Origin of the sequence: Donghicola sp. XS_ASV15 (assembly GCF_041224595.1) — a bacterium.
In the GTDB taxonomy this organism is placed as follows: Bacteria; Pseudomonadota; Alphaproteobacteria; order Rhodobacterales; family Rhodobacteraceae; genus Donghicola.
In genome coordinates this window covers 15,055-40,617 of the sequence record NZ_JBGFGN010000078.1, presented here as the reverse complement: position 1 = coordinate 40,617, position 25,563 = coordinate 15,055, and the positions used below count along the sequence as shown (strand labels likewise).

At 58.6% G+C, this 25,563-nt stretch carries 23 protein-coding genes and 1 pseudogene; 14 read left to right on the top strand and 10 right to left on the bottom strand.

The window, feature by feature from the left end:
* Positions 1–194 precede the first annotated feature (194 nt).
* From AB9K37_RS02155 to AB9K37_RS02135, 5 genes are all read right to left on the bottom strand, one after another.
* A complete protein-coding gene (locus AB9K37_RS02155) occupies positions 195–830 on the bottom strand; it encodes an AIR synthase related protein (protein ID WP_369835333.1) in 636 nt (211 codons plus the stop codon).
* Positions 827–1,372 (bottom strand): MSMEG_0567/Sll0786 family nitrogen starvation N-acetyltransferase, encoded by a 546-nt coding sequence (locus AB9K37_RS02150; protein WP_369835332.1) that lies wholly within the window; start codon positions 1,370–1,372, stop codon positions 827–829. The genes AB9K37_RS02155 and AB9K37_RS02150 overlap by 4 nt, the downstream gene beginning before the upstream one ends.
* Complete coding sequence (locus AB9K37_RS02145; protein ID WP_369835331.1) at positions 1,369–2,472, bottom strand: MSMEG_0568 family radical SAM protein; 1,104 nt, start codon at positions 2,470–2,472, stop codon at positions 1,369–1,371. Before AB9K37_RS02145 ends, AB9K37_RS02150 begins: the two co-directional genes overlap by 4 nt.
* Complete coding sequence (locus AB9K37_RS02140; protein ID WP_369835330.1) at positions 2,465–3,427, bottom strand: Nit6803 family nitrilase; 963 nt, start codon at positions 3,425–3,427, stop codon at positions 2,465–2,467. The genes AB9K37_RS02145 and AB9K37_RS02140 overlap by 8 nt, the downstream gene beginning before the upstream one ends.
* Positions 3,428–3,518: 91 nt before the next feature.
* Positions 3,519–4,001 (bottom strand): MSMEG_0572/Sll0783 family nitrogen starvation response protein, encoded by a 483-nt coding sequence (locus tag AB9K37_RS02135; protein WP_369835329.1) that lies wholly within the window; start codon positions 3,999–4,001, stop codon positions 3,519–3,521.
* A gap of 278 nt (positions 4,002–4,279) precedes the next feature.
* On the opposite strand from AB9K37_RS02135, the gene AB9K37_RS02130 reads away from it, so the two are divergent.
* Positions 4,280–5,647, top strand: a complete 1,368-nt coding sequence (locus tag AB9K37_RS02130; RefSeq protein WP_369835328.1) for a PLP-dependent aminotransferase family protein — start codon at positions 4,280–4,282, stop codon at positions 5,645–5,647.
* Between the two features lie 9 nt (positions 5,648–5,656).
* Here AB9K37_RS02130 and AB9K37_RS02125 read toward each other — a convergent pair whose 3' ends face one another.
* Both AB9K37_RS02125 and AB9K37_RS02120 read right to left on the bottom strand, forming a co-directional pair.
* The gene (locus AB9K37_RS02125; RefSeq protein WP_369835327.1) at positions 5,657–6,031 is read right to left on the bottom strand and encodes a DUF983 domain-containing protein; all 375 of its coding nucleotides are present in this window, start codon (positions 6,029–6,031) and stop codon (positions 5,657–5,659) included.
* A 708-nt stretch (positions 6,032–6,739) separates the two neighbouring features.
* Entirely contained in the window at positions 6,740–7,909 is a 1,170-nt protein-coding gene (locus tag AB9K37_RS02120) for a LacI family DNA-binding transcriptional regulator (RefSeq protein ID WP_369835326.1), read from the bottom strand.
* Positions 7,910–8,033: 124 nt separating this feature from the next.
* Between AB9K37_RS02120 and AB9K37_RS02115 the strand changes: the two genes are divergently transcribed.
* The 9 genes and pseudogenes from AB9K37_RS02115 (at position 8,034) to fba (ending at position 16,939) form a co-directional block, all read left to right on the top strand.
* The gene (locus AB9K37_RS02115) at positions 8,034–9,068 is read left to right on the top strand and encodes a TRAP transporter substrate-binding protein (RefSeq protein WP_369835325.1); all 1,035 of its coding nucleotides are present in this window, start codon (positions 8,034–8,036) and stop codon (positions 9,066–9,068) included.
* An 80-nt stretch (positions 9,069–9,148) separates the two neighbouring features.
* Positions 9,149–9,712, top strand: a pseudogene (locus AB9K37_RS02110) (TRAP transporter small permease subunit); the annotation flags it as partial.
* Positions 9,713–9,886: 174 nt separating this feature from the next.
* The gene (locus AB9K37_RS02105; RefSeq protein WP_369835335.1) at positions 9,887–11,164 is read left to right on the top strand and encodes a TRAP transporter large permease subunit; all 1,278 of its coding nucleotides are present in this window, start codon (positions 9,887–9,889) and stop codon (positions 11,162–11,164) included.
* A gap of 1 nt (position 11,165) precedes the next feature.
* Complete coding sequence (gene ltnD / locus AB9K37_RS02100; protein WP_369835324.1) at positions 11,166–12,083, top strand: L-threonate dehydrogenase; 918 nt, start codon at positions 11,166–11,168, stop codon at positions 12,081–12,083.
* Positions 12,080–13,351 carry a 3-oxo-tetronate kinase gene (gene otnK / locus AB9K37_RS02095; protein ID WP_369835323.1) on the top strand — a complete coding sequence of 424 codons (1,272 nt, stop codon included), beginning with the start codon at positions 12,080–12,082 and terminating at the stop codon, positions 13,349–13,351. The genes ltnD and otnK overlap by 4 nt, the downstream gene beginning before the upstream one ends.
* Positions 13,348–13,998 carry an aldolase gene (locus AB9K37_RS02090; RefSeq protein ID WP_369835322.1) on the top strand — a complete coding sequence of 217 codons (651 nt, stop codon included), beginning with the start codon at positions 13,348–13,350 and terminating at the stop codon, positions 13,996–13,998. The genes otnK and AB9K37_RS02090 overlap by 4 nt, the downstream gene beginning before the upstream one ends.
* Positions 13,995–14,753 carry a hydroxypyruvate isomerase family protein gene (locus tag AB9K37_RS02085; protein WP_369835321.1) on the top strand — a complete coding sequence of 253 codons (759 nt, stop codon included), beginning with the start codon at positions 13,995–13,997 and terminating at the stop codon, positions 14,751–14,753. The genes AB9K37_RS02090 and AB9K37_RS02085 overlap by 4 nt, the downstream gene beginning before the upstream one ends.
* A 44-nt stretch (positions 14,754–14,797) precedes the next feature.
* Entirely contained in the window at positions 14,798–15,805 is a 1,008-nt protein-coding gene (locus AB9K37_RS02080; protein ID WP_369835320.1) for a class 1 fructose-bisphosphatase, read from the top strand.
* 66 nt (positions 15,806–15,871) lie between these two features.
* A complete protein-coding gene (fba, locus tag AB9K37_RS02075) occupies positions 15,872–16,939 on the top strand; it encodes a class II fructose-bisphosphate aldolase (RefSeq protein ID WP_369835319.1) in 1,068 nt (355 codons plus the stop codon).
* Between the two features lie 466 nt (positions 16,940–17,405).
* Here fba and AB9K37_RS02070 read toward each other — a convergent pair whose 3' ends face one another.
* Positions 17,406–18,038, bottom strand: a complete 633-nt coding sequence (locus AB9K37_RS02070; protein ID WP_369835318.1) for a tyrosine-type recombinase/integrase — start codon at positions 18,036–18,038, stop codon at positions 17,406–17,408.
* A 239-nt stretch (positions 18,039–18,277) separates the two neighbouring features.
* On the opposite strand from AB9K37_RS02070, the gene AB9K37_RS02065 reads away from it, so the two are divergent.
* Positions 18,278–18,718: a hypothetical protein gene (locus AB9K37_RS02065; RefSeq protein WP_369835317.1), complete on the top strand. Its 441-nt coding sequence runs from the start codon at positions 18,278–18,280 to the stop codon at positions 18,716–18,718.
* A 252-nt stretch (positions 18,719–18,970) separates the two neighbouring features.
* On the opposite strand, the gene AB9K37_RS02060 is transcribed toward AB9K37_RS02065, so the two are convergent.
* Together AB9K37_RS02060 and AB9K37_RS02055 are read right to left on the bottom strand one after the other, a co-directional pair.
* A complete protein-coding gene (locus AB9K37_RS02060; protein ID WP_369835316.1) occupies positions 18,971–19,522 on the bottom strand; it encodes a recombinase family protein in 552 nt (183 codons plus the stop codon).
* A 130-nt stretch (positions 19,523–19,652) separates the two neighbouring features.
* Positions 19,653–22,535: a Tn3 family transposase gene (locus AB9K37_RS02055; RefSeq protein WP_369835315.1), complete on the bottom strand. Its 2,883-nt coding sequence runs from the start codon at positions 22,533–22,535 to the stop codon at positions 19,653–19,655.
* 410 nt (positions 22,536–22,945) lie between these two features.
* Between AB9K37_RS02055 and AB9K37_RS02050 the strand changes: the two genes are divergently transcribed.
* The 3 genes from AB9K37_RS02050 to AB9K37_RS02040 all read left to right on the top strand — a co-directional run bounded on the left by AB9K37_RS02050 (position 22,946) and on the right by AB9K37_RS02040 (position 25,560).
* On the top strand, positions 22,946–23,809 hold the full coding sequence (locus tag AB9K37_RS02050) for a hypothetical protein (RefSeq protein WP_369835314.1): 864 nt from the start codon (positions 22,946–22,948) through the stop codon (positions 23,807–23,809).
* Positions 23,810–24,044: 235 nt separating this feature from the next.
* Positions 24,045–24,347: a helix-turn-helix domain-containing protein gene (locus AB9K37_RS02045; protein WP_157063830.1), complete on the top strand. Its 303-nt coding sequence runs from the start codon at positions 24,045–24,047 to the stop codon at positions 24,345–24,347.
* Positions 24,340–25,560, top strand: a complete 1,221-nt coding sequence (locus AB9K37_RS02040) for a type II toxin-antitoxin system HipA family toxin (protein WP_369835313.1) — start codon at positions 24,340–24,342, stop codon at positions 25,558–25,560. Before AB9K37_RS02045 ends, AB9K37_RS02040 begins: the two co-directional genes overlap by 8 nt.
* Positions 25,561–25,563: the final 3 nt, after the last annotated feature.

The following is a 25,563-nucleotide window of genomic DNA, read 5'->3' as shown; positions in this document are numbered from 1 at the left end:
GCCCCCACCTCCAAAGCGCAGAGGGCGACCACCCAAAATCAAAAATGGAGCTGCCAGTCTATAATCCCGCTGACAACCGGGACGCCAAACTGGGGAATTTTAACTTGCCCATTCTGGGGATTTTTGACCTGCCATTGACAGATGCCGACGCCCGAGCATTCTGCCAACATCAGAGCGGTTCCAACGATACCGCCCTAGCTGATGTCCTTCCCCGCACGCACGAGACCCGCCTCGGCGACGGCCGGCAGCAGCGCCAGGTCCCCCCTCAACCGTTCGGCGGGCGCGTCCAGCGCGGCGCAGAAATTGTCGAAGTTGCGATAGCTGCCGCGATGGTCGATGGCGGCAATGAGCAGGTCTCCGGGGGTGGCATCGAAACTGGTGACAAGCCGTTGCGCCCGACCAAAGACCGAGGCCGCGATGCTGAGCTGCGGCGCATTGTAATTGGTGTGCCCGCCCACCACCGGCACCCCGTAGGCGGCAGAGGCGTCGCGCAGGCCATGCAGAAGCGGCGCAGCGGCATCCTCGTCGGGGGCCCAGACCTGATCGACCAGCGCAACCGGACGCCCCCCCATCGCAGCGATATCCGAAAGATTCACCATCATCGCGCACCAGCCAGCGAACCACGGATCGTCGGCCACGAAAGCGGGAATGAACCCTTCGCCCGCCAACAGGTCGAAGCCCCCATCGCGCGGCAGCGGCGCGGCGTCGTCACCGGGGCGGCCATCGGAGGCGGCGCTCAGCCCCAGCGCCTGCGTCGCCTTCGCGATGCCCAACTTGGAGCGGATCGAGGGATGGTCCCGCAGGCCTTGCGCCAGATCTTCGAGGCTCATGCGGTCACCTTGCGGGGCCTATGATACCAGCCCGCCACCGGATCGGCGCAGGGCGGATAATGCGCAAGGTCCGCCTCCATCTTCATGTGGGCTGCGCCGTGCAGGCTGACCTCCTCCAGTGGATGCCAGTGCAGGCGGCGGAAGAGCACCACGTTTTGCATCTGCACATGCGCATGGAAGCGCACGCAGCCACGGGCATTGGCGGTGCAAACCGCCAGCCGGATCAGTTCGGCGCCAAGCCGCCCGACGTTGCGAAACCCGCTGTCCACCGCCAGGCGCGATCCCCACCAGTGGCCGGGACGCTCTTCGTGGATGCGCACCGTGCCCACCACCTGGTCCGCCTCGTGCGCCAAGGTCGACAGCGCAACCAGATGCGTCGCGATGAGGTCGATCCCGTCGCGATCATGGTCCGCGAATATACCCTGTTCCTCGACAAAGACACGGTGTCTGAGGGCCTGTGCCCCCTCCGCCTCGAACCGTTTCGAGGCGGCGCGGATGTAATAGCCCGGGCTGTGATATTCCTTCGGGTCCAGTTCGATCATGCGGGCACCTTCAGCTTCTCGTAGGTGGCCAGCGCCGAGCAGGCACCGCATTTGGCACATCCCGCCTTCTGGTCTTCCGAGCGGATTCCCGCGAGCGCGATCATGTTGCCCAGCGGGCGCAGGATCGTGGCCATGAACTCCGATGTCGGAGCCGGATGGCTTTCGAGCGGCGTGCCCGAAATCGGCACGAAAGGGACCACGAAGGGATAGACCCCCATCTTGCAGAGCCGTTCCGACATCGTGAGGATCGCCTCAGGTGTGTCTCCGAGCCCGGCGAGGATGTAGGTCGAGACCTGCCCGCGCCCGAAGACCTTCACCGCCGCTTCGAAGCTGGAAAAGTACTTCTCCAGAGGCACCGACGCCTTGCCCGGCATGATGCGCGCCCGCACCTCCGGCGTGACGGCCTCGAGATGCATGCCAAGTGTATCAATGCCCGCCTGATGCATGCGCTGGTGCCAGGCGTCGTCATCGGGAGGCTCGCACTGGCCCTGAAGCGGCAGGTCCACTGCTGCCTTGATCGCCTCGGCACTCTCGCACAGGACCTGAGCGCCGCGATCTTTTCCCGCGGGCGTGCCGGTGGTCAGCACCATGTGGGTGACACCGTCAAGCTCCACGGCGGCCTTGGCCACCTCGGCAAGCTGCTGCGGCGTCTTATGTGCGATAGTGCGCCCTGCGGCGAGCGATTGCCCGATGGCGCAGAACTGGCAGGTTTTCTTTCGGCTCTCGTACCGGATGCAGGTTTGCAGAACCGTCGTCGCGAGCACATCCTTGGAATGCAGCGTGGCGATGTGGCTGTAGGGGATGCCGTTCGCTGTCTTCAGCTGGTAGAATTTCACCGGCGTCGGAAACCGGACCACGGCCACCTCTTCACCATGCTTGGTGACCCGCGCCGCGCCAGTGGCGTCCGGCGCTTCGACAAGGAATGGGCTGTCGAAGCTGGGCGCGGTATGAACCGGGATCATCACGGTACGCGCTCCGATGGTGATCGCCTTGTGGTCGGACGGGCCGGCGCCACCGCGTCGGCTCTCCTGCCCGGCGCGGGAATCGACAAGGCGCATTCCATGGGTCTGCAAGTCGTTGATAAGCTGGGCTTCAGACATACTGCTCTTCCTCTTCTGCGGGGGCCTCTGTGACGTGGCGGGTGGGGGCAGGGCGCGCGTCATGGTTGAGCGACAAGAGCTCGGGGCGCGCGTAATGGCCGACGCTGTCCATCATGCGCTTTCGCTTCGCGATCAGGCGCATGTCGAGATCGGCGATCAGTATGCCCTCGCCCTCCGTCAGCGGCTCGACAAGGTGGCGGCCCTCGGGCGAGATGATGCAGGTCATGCAGCCCGAGCGCATCGCGCCTTGCAGCTTGGGATCGGGATGGATCTGCGCGATCTGCTCCTCGGTAAGCCAGCCTGTCGCATTCACCACGAAGCAGCCCGATTCCAGCGCGTGGTGGCGCATGGTGACCTCGATCTGGTCGCGGAAGATGTCGCCCACGAGGCTGCCGGGGTAATGGCCCGCATGGATTTCCTCGGCCTGCGTCATCAGCGCGTAGCGGGCGAGCGGGTTGTAATGCTCCCAGCAGGCCAGCGCGCCGACGCGGCCGACCTTCGTGTCGACGACCTTGAGGCCCGCGCCGTCGCCTTGCCCCCAGACCATGCGTTCATGGTAGGTGGGTGTGATTTTGCGCCGCTTCAGCAACAGAGTACCGTCGGCGTCGAAGATCAGCTGCGCGTTGTAGAGCGAGCCGTGATCGCGCTCATTCACCCCAAGCACGACAACGACGCTGCGTTTGCGGGCGGCATCGGCCACGGCCTGCGTTTCTGGCGAGGGCACGACCACTGCCTCCTTCATCAGCTCCAGATGCGGCGCGCCTTGCTGCACCGGCGGCAGAACAAAGCTGAAATAGGGGTAATAGGGCACGAAGGTCTCGGGGAAGACGATGAACTCCGCGCCCTTGTCCGCGGCCTCGGCGATGGCATTGAGCACGCGCTCGATTGTGCCTGCGCGGCCTGAGAGGTCGGGCGCGATCTGCACGGCTGCGGCCCGGATGGTGTCGGTTCTCATGTCTTTGCCTCTGCTCGTGTTCTGGGGCCGGACCGACATGCAGTGACGTCGGTCCGGCTGACCGGGGGAATGGACCCCCGGCGGGAAGGGATCACACCGTCCAGGTGTCGAGGATCACGGCGTCCGCCTTCTTGTGCAGAAGAATGCAATCCAAGACGTCCTGCGGAGCGATCGGCGTGATGCCGGGCAGCAGCGAGGGTTCGCCATGTCCGTAAAGGGCCTGCAGCGCGAAGCGGCAGGCGTAGACCTTGCCGCCCTCCGCCATGAATTTCTTGAGATTCACCGCAAAGTTCTGATGACCCGGGAAGGCCTCGTCCCCCAGCGTCGGGAAGCCGCGCTGAATGCCCAGCGTGACGCCCGGTCCGTAGAGCAGGATCGAGGTTTCGTATCCCTTGCGGTTCAGGCGGATCGCGTTGAGGATGTTGACCAGACCGATAGAGCCCTCGAAGGCCACGGTGTGGAAGGTCACGAGCGCCTTCTCGCCCTCGTCTGCCTTCACGTCCTCGAAGACCTTTTCCTCGTAGTTGACGAAGAAATCCCCGTCCTTGTGCGCTTCCTTGGTGACTTCAGGCATCGTGCCCTCCTTGTTGAAGATGACACAGGTGTGCAGCAGTCAAATTGATTGCATCAATAGCCAGTTCAATGTGCATACAAAAAAAGCAACATTGATCCGACTACTTTGGAAAAAACGCACTAATACTGAGCGAAAACCGGGCCTGCAGAGCAATTATCGGGCGCAATCCGAACCCGGACGGCAGGTGGAGCGTCGTCCGATTCTGCCCGAGCCATACAATCTTTGCTTCAATTGCCTGGCGCGCCGACATACACATTCCGAAACATGAAAGCAGACCGATGATCGACTGGATCCCCGACACCCTCGAAAACGGCAAGCCGCGCTACCAGGCGATTGCCGACGCCATCGCCAAGGACATCCGCAACGGACGGCTTGGCGACGGGATGCGCCTGCCGCCGCAGCGCACACTTGCTGCCGCCCTAGGGATCGACTTCACCACCGTCAGTCGCGGCTATGCCGAAGCGCAGGCACGCGGCCACGTGGAAAGCCATGTCGGGCGAGGCACCTTCGTAAAGGGCCGCGTGGTGACCGACCACCCCGACCCCTCGCGCACCGCCGAGGCCGATCTGTCGATGAACATGCCACCGGAACCGCAGGATCCCGAGCTGCGCCGCCGCATGCAGGAAGGGCTAGGCTATGTCTCGGCCAATCTCATTGACCTTCTGCGTTACCAAAGCGCCAACGGCTCGCTTCGCGACCGCGTCGCAGCATCAAGCTGGCTATCGATGCGCGGGATGGTGCCCGCGATAGAGCGCGTCGCGGTCACCCCCGGCGCCCATGCCACCATGGCGGCGATCCTGTTGATCATCACGCGCCCGGGCGACACTGTCCTGTGCGAGGCGATCACCTATCCCGGGTTCCGCAATGTGACCGGGCGGTTCCGGCTGAACCTCGTGGGGATCGAGATGGACGAGGACGGCATCTGCCCAGACGCGTTGGAAGCCGCGATCAGCGCACATGGCCCGAAAGCGCTTTACCTCAACCCAACCCTTCAGAACCCCACAACGCTGACGATGCCCGAAGCGCGTCGGCTCGAGGTTGCGGCGGTGCTGCGCCGCCATCAGCTGATGCTCATCGAGGACGACGCCTACGGATTCATTCCCGCCAAATGCCCCGCCCCGATCGCGCTTTCCGCGCCAGACCTGACCTGGCATATCGGCGGGCTGGCGAAATGCATTGGGGCCGGACTGCGTCTGGCCTTCACGATCGCGCCGACGCCGCGCTGCGCCCATCATCTGGCACAGTCGATCCGCGCCCTTTCGGTGATGCCCTCGCCGCTGTCCATGGCTCTCGTGACGCAATGGATCGAAGATGGCACCGCCGACGGGATCCGCCGCTTCGTCCGTGCCGAAAGCGCCGCGAGGCAGGCCCTCGCGCGCGAGGTGCTCAGCAAGATCAGCTACCGAAGCGCCGAGAACGCCTTCAACATCTGGCTAGACCTGCCGGACGGTGTCGGCCGCGCGGACGTGGTGGCGAGGCTGGCGCGCCGCCCCATAGGGCTGATGCCGTCCGACGCGTTCACCGTGCTGGGCGCCCCGCGCGAGCAGTTGCGCGTCAGCCTCGGAGGACCCGCCTCGCACGACACCCTGCGCGAGAACCTGCACCTTCTCGCCAATGCCCTGACGCCTCACAGCTTCATGGGGTAGGCAGGCCTTTCAACCTGCCTTTGCCCCAAACCCGTGCATGCCCTTGGCCCACTGGATTGCAATGACCATGCCCTTGACCGGTGGCAACATCGCCAGTGACAGCACGATCACTCCGGTGCCCAGAATCAAGGCCAGCATCAGCGGGTGATCGAGGAATGACTTGTAGGTGAGGTGAAGCGCGAAGCCGACCAGATGGCAGACGATCAGGATCACGATGTAGGCTGGTCCATCATCCGCACGCTGCGGCGTGAGGTCGAGCCCGCAGTGTTGGCAGGAAGGTGCCACCTTCAGATAGCTGCGAAACAGCTTGCCCTCGCCGCAATGAGGGCAGCGCAGCAGCATGCCCTTGAGGACAGCGTCTTTCGTGTTCCGTTGTTCACACATCACGCGGTTCCCATAGCTTCGCAAGTGTCGAACGGCCTATGTCATGATTCAATGGTGCAATCAATACGGATATTGAATGCATTCAATTCTGCGCCTCGGGGAGGTCCGCTGCCGATGGTCTCGACACCGAGGTATAAACGGGACAGTCGAATGCCGAGCATTGGCCGTTATGCCAGCGGAGGCCACGGTCAACTGCCGTGCAGCTTGCACATATGAACAGCTCGGTGAGGACAGCTGCGCGCTAAGTGATGGTTTTAAATGGCCCGACCGCACCGAACGTGCACAGATGGGGGTTATGAGGAACGCAAAGAGAACACATGATGCAGAGGCCGTTCGCTGCGCGTTGTTCGAACTAGTAATATGCGGACAAAGCCGACCTTGGATTTTAGGCCTTCGCTGACGCAGTATCCCTTCGCGCGTGCGGCGTACTTGTTGCTGCGGTGCAGTGCATTTCACTCGAACGGTCGTTCACAGATATCAGATTTTCCCGTTCCGATATCGTGCTTTCGCGGCTGCTCATTCCGATCATCCAGATGCGGACTATGCGACTCAGTTCTGCCGCGGAGATATACCCTAACCGATCGTATGATGCAGCTCAGATCGGTCGAAACGATTTTGATCTCGCGCAACGGGTCATCTCGACCTCCAAGTCGAGAGGCACCTTTGAAAGTTTGCGAGCAGAGCTATCAAGGTCGTAGCCGGTCAAGGTCAGTCGGGCTTGTCATTGGTCACAGCCAGTTCGCCAAGCGATATTTCTGGCTTCATGATGTGCAGTTTTTCCATTTCGGCAGCAGAGTGTTCCAAAGTCTCAAGGATCGTCCGAGCGGCTTGCTCGCCAATCTGTTTGCGCGCTGTCCGCGAAGTTGCGATCTTGCCGGGAAACCCTTCGATGAGACCCAAACCGTTGAAACCCGCTAGCGCGACGTCACCTGGAACGTCGATGCCTTCGGCAATGCAGTGACAGAGGCCGCCAAACGCAAGATCATCGTTTGAAAAGTAGATGCAATCAAGATCGGGCTGTCGTTTCAGAAGGTCGGCAGTCAAACGGCGACCGCAATCGACAGCTGAAAGCGCAGTCACATCGACCGGCAAATCCGATCCATCAATAATGCCGGCGAAGGCGAGTCCATGTTCGCGCAGTGCGCTTTGGAAACCTTGTTTCCGTTTCGCGGCCCTAAGGTCCTTGTCGAGGTTGCGCCCCACGTAGCCAAAGCGCCGTAAGCCTGTCTCAAACAGGGCGACAGCAATGTCATGGCCGGCCTCGCTATGCGAAAATCCGACACAGGCGTCGACAGGATGGCCGTCGATATCCATGATTTGTACGATCGGAACGCCTGCGTCTTTCAGCAGCTGGCGGGTTTCGGGTGGTTGGTCAATCCCGGTCACGATCAACCCGGCAGGGCGCCAAGACAGCATGTTTCGCAAGGTTTCGTATTCCGTTTCGGGGTCATAGTCGGTGACCCCGAAAACCGGCTGTAGCAAGGTGCCCTTCAACGCATTGGTTACCCCGGACATGACTTGGGGAAACACGATGTTTGACAGGCTGGGCACCACGACGCCGATCAGGTCGGTGTGTTTGCTCGAGAGGGAGGAGGCAAACTGATTCCCATAATAGCCTATCTCGCGCGCAGCCTGTTTTACCCTTTCAATGTTTGCCTGCGAGACGTCCTTGTCGCCACGAAGCGCGCGTGACGCTGTCATTTTACTGACACCGGCAGCGGCGGCGACGTCGGCTAAAGTTTTTCTGCTTTTCATAGGCTTGCCTTCCTTCTGTCTGCCGGCAGGTGGCCCATCGCCAGCAAAATCCGAACCTCTATTCACGCGTCTGTATCGCAAAGTCGACGTCGAAGCATTGACAGAATAGGTCGAATCGGACACTGGTATCAATACCGGTATCGGTACCGGTTGCGATACCGGTGGGTTAATCCGGGCATTGCCGTGGTTTCGGAGGAGGCCACGATCAACTGAAAATTAGCGCTATTTCGGCGCTGTGGGAGGAACCATGACACACTACACTTTCAAATCGCTCGTCCTGAGCGGCATCGCCGCCGCATCAACCCTTGTCGCGACGTCGGCGCTGGCCCAAGACTACCAATGGACGTTCCAGACATCGGCGCAGGCCGGAGACAACTTCTTTCCAATCGAAGAAGCATGGGCGGACCGCGTCAAAGAACTGTCCGACGGGCGCATCGAGATCACTGTTGTTCCGGTTGGGACCGTGGTGGCGCATAATGAAACGCTCGACGCTGTTGGTGCGGGCATCTTGCAAGGCCACATCACCGATCCGTCCTACTTCTCGGGCAAGGATCCTGCATTCGCCATGTTGGGCAACCTCGTCGGCGCATGGTCTGCACCTGAGCAGATGTTCGACTACATGGAAAACGGCGGCGGCAAAGCGCTGTTCAACGAGTTGGTAAACCCCTACGGGCTGCAGTTCCTTGGCGCCTCTGCAACGGGGGTCGAGGCCTTCTTGTCGACAGTGCCGATCTACGGTGTTGATGACCTCAAAGGCATCAAAATGCGCGCACCAGAAGGCATGGTGCAAGAAGTCTTCGCCGCAGCCGGTGCGTCGCCCGTGAACCTGCCCGGTTCCGAGGTCTACACCTCGCTGGAAAAAGGCGTGATCGACGCAGCCGACTACACCGTTTTCTCGACCAACCATGCCCAAGGCATGCACGAGTTCGCCAAATACCCGCTGTATCCCGGCTTCCACTCGATGCCTGTGATCGAAGTGTCAGTAAACAAAGACATCTATGATGGCCTGCCCGAAGATCTTCAGACCATCCTGAACGAGTCTGTTTCCGTCTTTGCGCGCGATATGGTCAGTCAGCTGGACGAGCAGAACGAGGTCGCCGTTGCAGAAGCGATGGCCGATCCAGACATCACCGTGATTAACTGGTCTGACGAAGAGCGTGCCCGGTTCCGCGGTATCGCTAAGTCGCAGTGGGCCAACTGGGCCGAGCGATCTGACATGGCTGGCAAGGCCTATGAAAGCGTTACGTCCTACCTGATCGAAGCCGGTCTTCTGGCCGAGTAAATCCACACCATGAAACGTTGCGAAGGGGCCAGAACCGGCCCCTTCGCCCCACGCATTCGCTCACGTTCCGGGAGGGGACAATGGCACAGTATGAAACGGCGATGACCGAAGCCGAAGTCGAGGCGCAGCTCGAAGCGCTCAAACGGGCGCACGACGAAGACACCGCCGGCCCCCAGAACGTTCTGGATCGCGGTATTGTCTCGCTCGGGACCGTCTTTAGTTTTCTGTTTGCACTCGCAACATTGATTTCACTGTATGAAATCGCCGCGCGGTATTTCTTCAATGCTCCCACGATCTGGGCGCATGAAACCGTGATCGCACTGATCGCCGTTTGTTACCTTTATGGCGGGATGCAATGTCTTGCCGCTGACAAACATATTCGCATCGGGCTGATCTATTTTGGCACCAGCGGCGGCACGCGCAGATTGCTGGACGTGGTCAACGGCATGCTTGCCTTGTTCTTTGCGCTCGCCATTGCCTACGCCGCCTATACCATGGTCGAAAAGTCGTGGTGGACGCCGCAGGGCGACATCCGACTTGAACGCTCGGGCTCGGCTTGGAATCCCATCACACCGGCCCTCATCAAAATGATGCTTTTGATCACGGCGATCGTCTTGGCGGTGCAATCTGTCGGCCATATCTGGACCGCATGGAAGGGCACCGGCTATCGCCAAAGCGCAGGCGAGGCGCCAAGCAAATGGGCCATCATCGGAATTGGCATCGTTTTCGTCATCCTCGCCACTGGCGGCTACCTGCTGTTTTCGCAAGGACGCGGCCTTGGCATTCAAACCGGCTCGCTGCTGCTTGTCGGCTCGATCATGGTGCTCATCTTGACGGGCATCCCGCTGGCCTTTGTCACCGGCCTGATCGCGATCCTCTTCACCATTGCATGGTTCGGCCCGTCCGGCGTGCCGCTGGTATCGAGCCGGATCTATTCCTTCGTCAATGAATACGTCCTTGTGGCCATTCCGATGTTCGTCTTGATGGCGTCGCTGCTGGACCGCTCGGGCATGGCGCGCGACCTCTACGATGCGATGCGCCTTGTGGCCGGTCGCATCAAAGGCGGTGTTGCTGTTCAAACACTGGTTGCAGCCGTGTTCCTTGCTTCCATCTCGGGCATCATCGGGGGCGAGATCGTCCTGCTGGGCCTGATCGCCTTGCCGCAAATGTTGCGGCTTGGGTACAACCGCGCGCTGGCCATTGGGACGGTCTGTGCCGGTGGGTCGCTGGGCACGATGATCCCGCCCTCCATCGTCTTGATCGTCTACGGTCTGACGGCCAGCGTCTCAATTGGCGATTTGTTTCTGGCCACCGTGACACCGGGCCTGATGCTGGCATCGTTTTACATCATCTACATTCTTATCCGCTGTTACGCGAACCCAGAGATGGGCCCGCCCATTTCGGACGAGGAGCTTAACATCCCGATGTCCGAGAAACTGCGCAAGATGCGCGGCGTGATCTTGCCCATCGGCGTCGCGGTCACCGTGTTGGGCTCGATCTATGGCGGCATCGCCTCAGTGACCGAGGCCGCGGCAATGGGCGTGGTCGGCGTGTTCGTCTCGGCCTTGATCCGCCGCGAAGTCACATGGGCCCTGATCCGCGACAGCCTGAAACAAACGCTTGAAACCTGCGGCATGATCATCTGGATCGGCCTGGGTGCGGCAGCTCTGGTGGGTGTCTACAACCTGATGGGCGGCAACCGGTTCATCGAAAGCACCATCCTCGACAGCGGGGCCTCACCCATGGTCATCGTGTTGATCATGATGGGCATCTTGATCGTGTTGGGCCTGTTCATGGATTGGATCGGCATCGCGCTTCTGACCATGCCAATCTTCGTGCCGATCATCATCAAGCTTGGCATGGACCCAGTATGGTTTGGCATCCTCTTCGCTATGAATATGCAGGTCAGCTATCTCTCGCCGCCATTTGGCCCTGCTGCCTTCTACTTAAAATCTGTCGCGCCTAAGGACATGAGTTTGTCCGAGATCTTTCGCGCGCTGATCCCCTTTATCTGCATCCAAGTCGTTGCGCTTGCTATCGTGCTGTTCTTCCCTGACGTTGCACTGTGGCTGCCGAACTGGGTGAAGGGAGGTTAAAATGACCATAGATACCAAGAACTCTACAAATGTCGCGATTATCGGCCTTGGTTCGATGGGGTATGGCATGGCCGCTTCAGCACTGCGTGGTGGGCACAAGGTCTGGGGCGTTGATATCAACCCGGACCAGATCGCCAAGTTTAAAGCCGAGGGGGGGCAAGATGCTCCTCTTTCTGAGGTCGCCGAAACGCTGGATGCCATTGCGGTGGTGGTATTGAATGCCGCCCAAACCGAAAGCGTTCTGTTCGGAGAAGACGGCATCGTTGCGAAACTGAAACCTGGCGCGGTTGTGCTGGCCTGCGCGACCGTCCCTCCGGCCTTCGCTAAAGACATGGCCACAAGGTGCGATGAACGCGGCGTTCACTATCTTGATGCGCCGATTTCCGGGGGGTCGATCAAAGCCGCCAGCGGTCAACTTTCGATTATGGCGTCCGGCTCCGTGCAGGCATTTTCTTCCGCGCGCCCGCTGCTGGACAGCATCGCCGAAACGGTTTTCGAGCTTGGTGACGAAGTTGGGGCTGGTAGCGCGATGAAAGCAGTGAACCAGCTTTTGGCTGGCGTCCATATCGCCACCATGGCTGAGGCTCTGACCTTTGGCATGACCCAAGGCGTGGCTCCTGAGAAGTTTGTTGAAGTTATCAGTAAATGCGCCGGAACCAGTTGGATGCTCGAGAACCGCGCGCCACATATCGTGGCGGGGGACTACACGCCGCATAGTTCGGTCAACATATGGCCCAAGGACCTTGGCATCGTGCTCGATATCGCAAAATCAGCACAGTTCAGCGCACCCATTACTGCGGCGGCGCTACAGCAATTCGTTGCAGCTGCCGGAATGGGACATGGGCAAGAAGACGACGCCGCAGTCGCCAAGGTGTATGCCCGCAACGCTGGATTGACCCTGCCGGGAGAGGACGCATGACCACCATCCTTGGCTGCATCGCCGATGACTTTACGGGCGCAACCGATCTTGCGGGCTTGCTCGCACGAAGTGGTGTACGCGTCTCCCTGCGCATCGGTGTTCCCGATAGCCCGCCTTCTGACACTGCCGCATTCGAAGTCATCGCACTAAAGTCTCGTACTGCACCGGTTGATGAGGCCCTCGCCGAGACCCGAGCCGCGTTGAAGTGGTTGCAGGCAGCAGGGGCGCAGAGGTTTTTCTGGAAATACTGTTCCACCTTCGACTCGACAGCGGAAGGCAATATTGGCCCCGTCGCCGAGGCGCTGATGGCCGACCTTGGCACTGACCAGACGATCTATTGTCCGGCTTTCCCCGAAAACGGGCGCGCCATCTTTATGGGCAATCTGTTTGTCGGACAGCAGCCTTTGGCAGAAAGCCCGATGAAGGATCACCCGCTGACCCCGATGCGTGACAGCAACCTGATGCGGCTTCTGCAGCCGCAGGTCACCCGCCCGGTCGGTCTGGCCGACAGGTTGACCGTGGCGCAAGGAACCGACGCCCTTCGAAATGAACTTGACCAACTCAAAGCCAAAGGCGTGGCGCATGTGGTGGTTGATGCCGTTGCCAATTCGGATCTGGGGATCATCGCCGAAGCCTGTCGTGATATGCCGCTTATGACGGGCGGAAGTGCCGTGGCTATGCCGCTTCCGGCGCTTTATTTGGCCGATGGAACCCTGTCGGCGGACGCCCGCAAGGCGGAGGCGCCTGAACTGGGGGCGGCAACGATTGTGCTGTCCGGCAGTTGCTCCGCCATGACAAACAAACAGGTGGCCGACTACACAAGTCGCGGCGTTCCGGCGTTCCAGTTGGACCCGCTGGCTTTGGCCGAGAACGGCCCGCAAAAAGCGCTTGATTGGTTGTCCAGGCAAGATCTCGACCAAGCTCCGATCATCTATGCAACAGCCAACCCGCAAAGCGTTCGCGCAGCACAGGAAAAACTGGGCGTGGCAGGTGCCGGAGAGATTGTAGAGGCCACCCTATCAGCTTGTGCTGTGGCGGCACGGGATAAAGGTGCGCGCCGTGTCATCGTTGCGGGCGGTGAGACGTCGGGGGCCGTGACCAAGGCGCTTGGTGTGACCCAGCTTGATATTGGGACAGAAATTGCACCGGGTGTCCCTTGGACCTATTGCCAGTCGGGCGGGCATCAGATTGCCCTGACTCTCAAGTCCGGCAATTTCGGGACAGAAACCTTCTTTACCTATGCCCAAGAAAAGCTGGACGCAGTATGACAAGCGAAGCAAAACTGCGCGAGCAAATCTGCCTGCTGGCAAAGTCGATGTTTGATCGCGGCCTGACCGGTGGCAGCACCGGCAACATTTCTGCCCGAACAGAAGACGGCGGGCTTCTGGTCTCCCCTACCGGGACAAGCTTCGGTAGGCTCGATCCTGGTAGACTCAGCCGATTTGACGCGATGGGAAACCACATCGACGGCGACAAGCCGACGAAGGAAATGCCACTTCACACGGCATTCTACGACACACGCAGCACGGCAGGTGCAGTGGTGCACTTACATTCCTGTCACTCGGTCGCGCTGTCGCTTATGCCGGACACCGATGAAGACAATTTCTTGCCCCCATTAACGCCTTACGGAATCATGAAGCTGGGGAAGGTCAAGTTGCTGCCGTTCTTCTTGCCCGGGGATCCGGCAATGGGGGAGGCAGTGCGTGGGCTTGCCGGTAAGCGTAGTGCGGTCATGCTGGCCAATCACGGGCCGGTTGTTGCGGGCAAGGATATCGAAGCCGCCTGCAATGCCATCGAAGAGCTCGAAGACACCGCGCGACTGGCCATGCTCACGCGTGGCATGAACCCGCGGATGCTGACACAGGCGCAGCAGCAGGCCTTGATCACAAAATTTGATGTGGAGTGGGACCAATGAGATTTTCTGCGAACTTGGGGTTTCTGTGGGCGGACCGGCCTTTGCCTGACGCGATCCATGCGGCCAAGGCAGCAGGGTTTAGCGCCGTGGAATGCCATTGGCCCTACGATGTGCCCGCCGGGGATGTGACGGCGGCCCTGCAAGAAACCGGCCTGCGCATGTTGGGGCTCAACACCCGGCGCGGGGATTTAGCGAGCGGCGAGAACGGATTGTCTGCGTTGCCCGGGCGCGACAAAGACGCGCGCGCCGCCATTGATGAGGCGATTGCCTATGCGGTCGCGATCAACACGCCCAACATTCACGTCATGGCCGGGTTTGCGGAGGGCCGCGATGCCCATGAGACCTTCGTCGAAAACCTGCGCTACGCTTGCGAAAAGGCGGCCCCCTACGGGATCACGATCCTGATCGAGCCGTTGAATAGATATGACGCACCGGGCTATTTCCTGACCACGACCGATCAAGCGCTGGCCGTGATCGCCGACGTCGGGACCACGAACCTGAAACTAATGTTTGATTGCTACCACGTGCAGCTGATGGAGGGTGACCTGACCCACCGGATCGAAGCGCTCCTGCCCTCAATTGGTCATATCCAGTTCGCCTCTGTCCCCGATCGGGGGGCTCCGGACAACGGCGAGGTCAACTACGCCCACATCTTCAGCACCATCGCGCGGCTGGGATATGACGCGCCCCTGGGAGCCGAATACAAGCCCGGCGGCGGCACGGATGCGACGCTGAGCTGGATGAACGACGCCTGACACTTGGGCGTCTGTGTCGCCCCTTCAAAGAAAAGGCCTGTACCATGAACGCCAATCAGATCACCTTTCGCGAATTTCTTTTGTCCCAGCGAAGTCAGCACCAACTGGACAAGGATCTGATCTTCCTTATGGAAGACATTGCGACCTCTTGTCGGATCATCTCTCACCAAATTCGCGGCGGGGCGTTCGCTGGCAGGCTGGGAGCTACGAAATCAACTAATGTTCAGGGGGAGACGCAAAAGCAGCTCGATGTGATCGCCAACGATGTCTTCGTACGACACTGTTCGAACTGCGGGCGCGTTGCTGCGCTGGTTTCGGAAGAGGTCGACGAGGTTTATTGGCTGAAAGACAAGCCTGAAGCCGGGGATTACCTCGTCTATTTCGACCCGCTTGATGGGTCTTCAAACCTCGACGTGAACCTCTCCGTCGGGTCGATCTTCTCGATCTCGCAACTTCCCACAGCTATTGATGCCACCGACGACCGGTCCGTGCTGCGCGCCGGCGCGGAACAGATCAGTGCCGGTTATGCGATCTATGGCCCTTCGACGGCTCTCGTCATCACGACTGGCAATGGCGTGCATGGTTTTACGCATCAGCAGGGCACCGGAGAGTTCCGCCTGACCTTCCCTGATATGGTTATCCCCGAGGCCACGGGCGAATTTGCAGTCAACGCCTCTCGTTACTCACTCTGGGATCAGCCGGTGAGGCGCTATTTCGACGAGTGCATCCAAGGTAAAAACGGCCCCCGTGAAAAGACCTTCAACATGCGCTGGACCGCTTCGATGGTCGCTGAAGTGCACCGGATCCTGATCCGTGGTGGCGTATTTCTCTATCCACGGGACGCAGGCAATAATGCCGACGGCGGCAAGCTACGCCTGATGTACGAGGCCAACCCGATGGCGTTGGTTGTCGAACAGGCAGGTGGTTCCGCGTCTACGGGAACCGAACGCATTTTGGATGTGCAACCCAACGCGCATCATCAACGTGTTCCCGTGATCCTTGGTTCGAAAGAGGAAGTAGCCGTTCTGGAGCGATATCACCGCGAGAGCTAACCACAGCCCCCTTGAGCCGCTTTCTTCAATTTTTCTGGCGCGTTGCGCCGCAATGGAGCGCTTGAAATGCCCCTGATTTCCCTTCGCCAACTTCTTGATCACGCCGCCGAGCATGACTACGGCCTCCCGGCATTTAACGTCAATAATATGGAACAGATGCTGGCCATCATGAAAGCGGCCGACAAAGCGAACAGCCCGGTCATTATGCAGGCCAGCCGTGGGGCGCGGGCATTCGCCAACGACATCGTTCTCGCACACCTTATTCGTGCTGCGATTGAGATGTATCCGCATTTGCCGATTTGCATGCACCAGGACCATGGAAATTCTCCGCAAACTTGCCTTTCGGCACTTGTGAACGGCTTTTCCTCGGTCATGATGGACGGGTCTTTGACCGATGATGGCACCACGCCTTCGGACTTCGAATACAACGTAAACGTGACAGCAAAGGTCAGCGAAATGGCCCACCTTGTCGGTGCTTCAGTAGAGGGCGAGATCGGGCATCTAGGCTCTCTGGAAACCGGCAAGGGTGAGGCGGAAGACGGTCATGGATTCGATGGAGAATTGAGTCGGGACCAGCTCGTGACGGATGCAGATGAAGCTGTAGAATTTGTGCGGCGCACCGAGGTCGACGCCCTCGCCGTCGCCATCGGGACCAGCCACGGGGCCTACAAGTTCACCCGCAAACCGGATGGCGATATCCTCGCCATGGACGCGCTCAAGTCGATCCACGCCAAACTGCCGGACACGCACCTTGTAATGCACGGCTCCTCCTCTGTTCCGCAAGAACTGCAGGACATCATCAACGAACATGGGGGTGAAATCGCCCCAACCTGGGGCGTGCCCTTGGAAGAGATAGAACTGGGCATCAAGCATGGGGTGCGCAAGGTGAACATCGACACCGACCTGCGCATGGCCCTCACCGGCGCGATCCGTAAGGTGTTTGCCGAGGACAAGGGGCAATTCGATCCCCGGAAATATCTGGCGCCGGGCGTGGAAGCCATGTCGGCGGTCTGTTTCGACCGGTTTGAACGGTTTGGCTGCGCCGGAATGGCGTCAAAAATCTCGTCCATTCCGCTCTCGGACATGGCCCAACGATACCAATCCGGAAGCATGAAACCCTCTTTAGGACGCTGAGACCTCACCCTTTCGTCTTGATCTCCATTGCCTGCTTCGGGCGCGCAACGACTGCAGGCACGCGACGAGACCATATAGTGCCGCCTATTTTTGTATCAGGATATCCACTCCGTCTGCTTACAACTAATTCGGTATTGTAGGCTGTTTTCGCAAAGAGTTTCGGTTGTCCGCCCTACTTCTAAGTACTTCAGCCGCTGCAGCGATGACCAAGCAGGCACGACGAACGGCAGATTGGTTCGCGACTTGAACTTGGTCGTTTGATATTCACTTCGCCAAGCACGAACAACCGGTGTCCCCCGCCGCTTCGCAGCAGAGAAATTTTTGCACGTGCGGAACCTTTCCTGCCGCGAGCGCATGCAGCAAGATGTCCATAGGTCTGGTATGGGCTCGCTGTCAGCTTTCGCTGCTGCGAGGTCGTAGGTCTGTTCTAAATTGGCGAACGGCGAGTGCCGTCCGCCAACATGGGTCAGATGTCGATCCGCTCAGCGATGCTCAGCGCATCTTCCAGTTCAACACCAAGGTAACGAACTGTGCTATCGACCTTCGTATGGCCAAGCAAAAGCTGCACAGCGCGAAGGTTGCCCGTTTTGCGGTAGATTTCCGAAGCCTTGGTCCGGCGGAGTGAATGAGTGCCATAGGCGCTCGGCTCCAACCCAATCGATGTCACCCAATCACGGACGAGCCGACCGTATTGCCGAGTTGAGATGTGTGGTCGATCGTGGAAACGGCTTGGAAACATGAACCGGCCAGCAAACATCTCCGGCGATTTAACCCATGCCAAGACTGAATCGCGCGTGTTTTCAGTCAGTTCGAACTGCACCGGCTTTTTGGTTTTGCTTTGGATCACCGATACCCGTTCGCGAACGCGATCTTCTTTCACTAGGTCCGTGACGATGAGTTTGACCAGATCACAACCGCGAAGTTTGCTATCAATCGCAACGTTGAACAGCGCAAGATCGCGGGGATAGCTAGCAAGTTCAAGGCGTGCGCGGATCGCCCAGACCTGTTTGGGAAGCAGCGGTCGTTTCTGTCCGATGATCCGCCCTTTGTTCCAGGCTTTGCGCTTAGGGGTGACTGCAGGAAGTTGGACTCTTGGCATAACATGCCCTCCAATCCTCCCTCCAAACCCAGACGTCAGCACCGCGCTGACGCCAAAAACATAGCATCGGATTGAATGACCGGTGTCAGAAGGAACTAATACAGGCCATCTCTGCGAGCGCATTAGGCTGCTCAGAGCCCAATCAAACCGATACTGCGCACTGCATTAATGTCTGCTATAGACAGATTGATCCGCCTGTCGCGAGCAAAAGTTAAGAACGTTTAAGGGACCTGCTACGGATGCTGAAGTTATTCAAAAATTTCAAATACATACTTCTAATGACTATTGTCGGATGCGACACGGTCGGCCCTCTGCAAAACATCGCACCCTTTCCTGATCGCCCAACTGAAATCTATACATTTCAATACACTGCCGTACGCGTCTCGGGCGTCGTTTGGGGATTTGAGCGTAACGGCAGCCCCATTATTTATGGTGGTCCTGTCGGGCTGATTTATGAAAACAGTATAGAGCCTGCTGTTATGATATCCGGGACAGGCATAGACCTTCTGACCGCCTCTGATGTGACTAACACAAACCCCGAACAAATTAATGCTTTTGCGAGGGCAGCGGTTACGTTTTGCGCCAAGGAGAGCTTTACTGTTCGAGGAAGTGGCGCTGTTAACATTTACACGGATCAAGGTGCGTTATACCTCGTCGACTTCTGTGTTCCCGAAACCTGAATATTGCGGCTTCCTGAGTAAGAGCAGCCGTTTGCCAAAAATCAACCAAGGTCAGGAAAGTCCGCAACCTGTGAATCTGCTGTTTTATAATTGCCGCGCTTAGGACGAATGGCCGGAAACGACGCTGCACCGCATCGTGGAAAGTTACGCTTGCGCAGAAAATTTGGTGCTGCGAGCGCATGCAGCAAGATGTCCATAGGTCTGGTATGGGCTCGTTTGTTGAATCCGCCGCGCCCAGAACGAACGGCGGCTTCAGGTTTCGGCATCAGCGAGCGCCCGATAGACCGTCATCCTTGAAACCCCTAGATCACGGGCGATCTGGGCTTTGGGAGTACCCTCGCGCGCCAAGCGTCGGATTTCATCGTCATCAACGGATTTCTGCCTCCCCTTGTAAAGGCCCTTGCCCTTGGCCGCTTCGATTCCTGCACGCTGCCGGTCACGAATGAACTTGAGTTCCATGTCAGCCACCATCCCAAGAACTGTGATGACCATGCGGCCCATGTCCCCGGCGGTGGTGACTTCCGGTTCAAGCACCCGCAAAGATGCGCTTTTGGCATCCAGCTCGTGGACCAGGTTCAGTACATCTCGGGTGGAGCGACCGAGACGGTCGAGGCGGTGAACGACCAACTCGTCGCCTTCCCGCAAGAATTCCATCACCGTTGCCAGCTCGGAACGATCATCGCGAGATGCACCGGAAACCGTCTCCGCGCGGATGACCTCACAGCCCGCCGCCTTCAGTTTGGCTTTCTGGATATCAAGGTCCTGGCTTGAGGAGCTGACGCGGGCGTATCCGATCTTTGGCATGGCAATCTGTCACATTAGGGTGGTTTGGACTCTGATACTGTAACAATAGACATCTTACCACTCATTTGAGACATTTTACGCTGTCACATCTATATGTCTCCTGTGGGTGCACCCTTTTGTGACGCGCGGATCACGCTGCCATTGTCCCAAAGTCGATCCGCTTTCCCAGATCAACATCAAACCGGCCATAGGGATTGATATGAGCATAGATCAGCGGAGAAAGTCCGTTGTAATCCCGATCCGTCAGCCGGGTGGCCCAAATCGGTTCCGCCAGGACCGATTGCATCATGCGGGTGTTTACATAGACCAGTGAAGCTTGAAGCAGGTGCAATGCATGAGCCGAGATTTCTTGATCAGCAATCCGGTTACTGGAAATCTCACCGCCCTTGCCGAAGAACACGAACCCATTAGCGCTGTTCCAGTTCTCGACCACATTTAATCCTTCATGAATCTCACGGCGGAAGTCTTCGGATCGAAGATAACGACACAGAAAGATGGTCTTGATCGCCCTCCCCAACTCAGCGAGCGCTTTATAAGTCGGGTGCATCACATCGGCCCGTGCAAAACGACGCAGAATGGCTTCCGGATCAGCCGTGCCGTGCTGCATGGCTGAGGCGTATTTGACCATTTCATCGTATTGTCTTTCGATCTCTGCCCATTCGATGGTACCAGACAGGATGGGCATGAGATTTGGCAGTTGTCCTCGCATGTCGGCGCTTGGCAAGGCCAGCTTCTGTCGCGCAATGGCCTTCAAGCGTGGGGCCAGTTCGAAGCCTAGAAGGTGACAGAAGGCGAAACCAATAGCACTCTGGCCGTGGCTATCAACATACTGGCGCTGGATTTCCATGTCGGTGCAATGGCGCAAAACCCCTTCGATCATGACTGCCACTTCGGAAGATGAGCAGCGTTTCAGCTGGGAATAGATGCAGGTCGCCTGACGCTCGACATGCCAATAGATCATGACGCCCCGCCCACCATAACGGGCGTGCCATTCCGTCATCAGGTTTCGGTCCCAGGCCCCGAATTTGGTGGAATCTGCCGCGCAGGCTGTTCCTGCATCACCCCATACGGCCGGATTCCGAACCGCTAAAGTGGCATCCGCAACCTTGGCCGCCGCAGCCCGAAGTGAGGCCGGATCGATATACCGGCGGCGAATGTGCAGCAGTTCATCATAGCTGGTCCCGGGTACCCCAGCGGCCACCCGCTTCAAACCGGCATTGGTGCCCAGACCGTAAAGGCACAGAAGCAAGCGCTGGTCTCTGACTTTGCGATCAAGCGCCTCTCGACTCGCTGAGGTTTCAAAAACATCCAGAAACCCAGTATCCAGCGCGGTTTCCTTCAGCGCATCGAGCAGGCCTGTCATCGGCCACCGTCTACCGATTTCTGCCTTCAATGAAAGGAGACCGCGCGGTTCGGGGGCTGGCGCAAAAGGCGTGATGTGAATCCGGTTTTCGCCAGACCATCGAATCCGGACCAGATCATTGGACGGTAAAGTCTCATTCAGTTCACGCAGCTCGAATTCCAATTGCTCACGGACTGAGCTGGAAAACTCCCGCGCATCCTGAGTGAGTTTCAGCCCGGCGTAGTATGCTGCGCGCATTTCTGAGAAATCCTTTGGCAAGTCGTTATCCGGATTGCGGTAGCGGTCCGCGCCTTCGACCCAGATTTCCTTGGCCCGGATACGATCTCGTAACTGCGTTAGGACACAGAGTTCATAGGAAATGACGTTCAGCCGACCCCGATGATCAAAAACGGTGTCACGCCATTTTCGCGGGATGGATCCGTCGGGAGCCAATGATACCGGAGCGACGCGTCGCCCTTCCTCGTTCAGGCGAGCGATCAAAGACAGAGCATCGAGGATTGGGCGCCAGCTTTCGTTGTTCGAACGGAACTTCAGGACAGATAGCAGCGACGGCAACATTCGGCGGTAATGGCTGGCCCAGGACCCCCGCATCACCATCTGGATCCGCGTATCCAGCGGGCCCTTTGCGCGATGTTCGTCGATAATCGCTTTCAGTTTCGCAGCACATGCAATAGGAAAGATCACATCCGAAACCCTGCCATTCGGGGTCATCATCGCAGCCGTGGCGATATCGACCAGCAATCGCTCCTTGCCGTGAACCTTCTCGATGTCGGCAGCAATTCTACCGATCACCTTGCGCCGGGATTTCGTGCCGATCCGGTGAACCACATCAATCAACAGGTCCACCAGCCCATCAATCAGCTGCGATTTGCGAGACATTATATATAGGGCCAGCAGCCCAATCCGTTTCTCCTGGGCATGACGGCGCATTTCATAGGCCGTTTCGCCTTCGACGCGGCGCGCAAAGTGCCTGAGCCAAGATGGATCGGCGGCATCCGATATACCAAATGGAAGATCAAGGCCCTCTATGAAGGCCAGCCGGTCTGCGGCCTCCAGAACATTATCCAGCGTTGCAGCACCAACATCATCTTTCAGCCGCAGAAAACCATGCGCTCCTCGTGGTTCGGCAAGGCATTCTTCCAATGCCACTATCGCTTTCTGCGAAACCTGGCCCGTATACTCTGTCAGAAGATTTTCCTGGAATGCATGCAGCGCAGATCGGGCCGAGCGCTCCATGATTTTCCGCGAGGGTACGAATATCGCTTCCTTCAACGCCCATCGGAAACCTAAATCAATGAGAGGTCCAATGGCTGGGCCTGTTGTGGAACTCGCATGAACAAGGACAGAATGCAGCTTCGCACGATCTCTCTCATTCGCCCGTCGAAACCCCAGATGGCGCAAGATATCATGGCGGTGACGGCGGGCGGCATCAGATTGCAGATCGTATAGATGAACATTGCTGCCCAACTGCTCCTCGACAAAATGGATGCAGTCGGCGGCAATTTCATCCAAAGACCCCGGGAAATACCCGTGACTGCGAAACTGAACCAACTGAAGTGCCAACCCCGCGCGCATCGCACGCCGGTACCCCTGAACAAAATCCAACTCGCCAAACGACAGGCTCCACACCTTCAGCTCGTCACTTTCCATCCAAATGCTCCCCTTGACCGACAGGGTGAACCTCCAGAGAAATCAGAAAACCGTCAAGCGCCCTCTTGTTCCACTATTGTTCCTCATAACCCCGATCTGTGCACGTTCGGGGCGGTTGGGCCTAAATGGAGGCGAGTACCGGAATCGAACCGGTGTACACGGATTTGCAATCCGGAAAATTCCGTTGATTTAAAAGGGAAAAATTGTAAACGGACTTGTTTCGTTCAGGGTCACTTTTCAATAGGTTACAAGGCCCAAGTAAACGGTTTTTCACAGTCTCCCGCTCTGGCGAAAGGGCAAAGAAAAACCGCTGAGGGGGCGGCCACCCACCTCAACGGCATAGAAGAATATTTCCGTCCCAACACCTACGGCATTTCCGGTTTGACCTCAACCCAATTGGCAGTGAGATCATGAGCTGGCGTATCTCGAACGAATGCGCCGAGCGCCGCTTTGGCAGCGCCGCGCGCAAGCAGATCATCATGTTCCTGGCTGATAAGGCGAGCGACGACGGCTCTGGTATCTGGTGTTCGAAAGGGACGATTCAGCGCCACACAGAGCTCAGCGAGAGCACGGTCAAGCGCACCATCATCGACTTCCTGCGCGAAGGCATTCTGATCGAGACGGGGCGGAGGCGGTGCAAGAACGGCTACACCGTCATTTACCGCATCGTTCTGGAGCGCGTGGCCGCGCTCGAACCCACGGCCGAGCCCGATATTGAGACGGGGGTCACTGTGAACCCCGTCCAGCATGAACCCGGTACGGGGTCCACGGTGAACGGGGTACGGGGTTCACGGTGGACCCCAAACCATCCTAAAACCATCCATAAACCACCTACGCGCAGGCGCGAGGCGGCGGAGGAGGTTGAAGATCTTGAAACTGAGAAGATCTTGGCGGCCTACCCTGAAGACAGGATCCGAGACCGGCGGACCAGTCTGCGTTTGATCTCAGGGGCCGTGAAGGCCGGGGTGGAGCCCGATGACCTGCTGCAGGCGGTCAAAGCCTATGCGAAGGAAAGCGAGGGCTACACGCGCAGCAAGGTCTGTTTCTCGGACAATTGGTTCAAGATGCGCAGGTGGGAGAAGGGGCTTGCCCAGGTGCAGGCCGACCGCGAGAAGGCGCGAGAGGCCGAAGCCAAAGGTCGCGCCAGCCTCGCCGAGTGGATCCACGAGCGCCATCCTCTATGCCGCCACATCACAAACCGGCAGCTTGAGGACTTGATCGCGTCGAAGCTGGTGACGCCCGAACAGGTGCGCGCTGCGGGGCTGCAGGCGTGACTTTCGAGGGAAGGGAACGCAATCGTTTCGTTCGAGCAGACGCGTTGGATGAGTGCGGTTAGGTAACCGGATTGTGTTGCGTAATGGTAACCTTAATGCCCCCAATGTTATGCTGAGTTAACATAGGATGTGACTGGTGTGGCGGCGTTGGGTTATGGAGCTAAGCTGTGAAATTTGACATTAATGTTTTCTCAGTGTAACATATGGGCGCTTAGTGTCGCTTGGAGATGTCATTATGGCTGTTTCGATCAAGATGCCCAGGGCGGCGCGCAAGGAGCTCGTGACACTTGGGGAAAACATTCGTGTTGCACGACTGCGCCGCAAACTGACCGCTGAGATTGTCGCGCAGCGCGCTGGCACAACGCGGCAGACCATTGCCAAGGTCGAAAGCGGAAACCCCGCAGTTAAGATCGGCACCTACGTTGCTGTATTGCAGGCGCTCGGCCTCTTGAAAGGTTGGGGGGATATCGATGATCCGGTTGGCGAGCAGATGGCTCTGGATGACCTCCCGCAACGCGCGAGACTGAAAAATGGTTGAGGTCTGGATCGACTGGAAGGGGCTGAAACGGGTCGGCACGCTCCACCGCACAGCGGGACGCGGCCGAGAGCGTGTATCCTTTACCTATCATGACGATTGGCTTGCTAATGAAAACGCCTTCGGACTTTCGCCAGACATGCCTCTCGTCAAAGGGCAATTCGTGCCTGAGGCTGGGCAGGACATGCTTGCACCGCTTGGGGATTCTGCCCCTGATACCTGGGGCAGAACGGTCATGCGGCGTTTTGAGGGGCGCATGGCAGAAGCTGAGGGGCGACGTCCGAGGACGCTGCAAGAAACCGACTACTTGCTTGGGGTGAATGATGAGACCCGTTTGGGTGCGCTGCGCTTCAAGTTTGATGGTGAGTTTCAAGCGCGCGAGGGCATCGGCGTGCCTGCGCTCGTCAGCCTCGGGGATTTGCTTCATGCGTCTCAGCGCGTTTTGCGCGGGGAGGAGACCGCTGAGGACCTCAAGATGCTGTTTGCTCCGGGAAGCTCGCTAGGTGGCGCACGGCCGAAGGCTAGCATCCTTGACCAACACGGACGTCTTTCTGTCGCCAAGTTCCCGAAAGAGACGGACACCTATTGCGTGGAACGCTGGGAAGCCATTGCACTGGAGCTCGCAAGACGCGCCGGAATTACGGTTTCGGATCACACGCTTGAGATGGCTGGCGACAAACCTGTTTTCCTGTCCCATCGGTTTGACCGGAACGAGGGCGGCAGGATCCCGTTCATCTCAGCCATGGCGATGCTGGGCGGCAAAGACGGCGAGAGCTACAGCTATTTAGACCTGGCCGATATTATCACCTCAGAAAGCGTGACGCCCGACCAAGACCGCGAGGAGCTCTACCGGCGGGTCGCCTTTTCCATTCTCGTCACGAACCTCGATGATCACATGCGCAATCACGGATTTCTGCGTGGGCATGGCGGCTGGCACCTCTCACCGGCCTACGACATCAACCCTGTGCCGAACCAGCCGCGTGTGCTCAAGAGCTACGTCGATGATGACAACCCCGATGCAAGTATCGCCCTGCACCGCGCGCAACATGAATCCTATCTTCTCGAAAGCGGCGACGCCGATCGCATCATTGCAGAGGTGGCTGAGGCGACTATGGCTTGGCGTGACGTTGCTCGGGCCTTGGGGGCTCCGGAGAGGGAGATCAAGGAGATGGCGACAGCCTTCGAGCACGAGGAAGCGGATTTGGCGCGCGCGTGAACT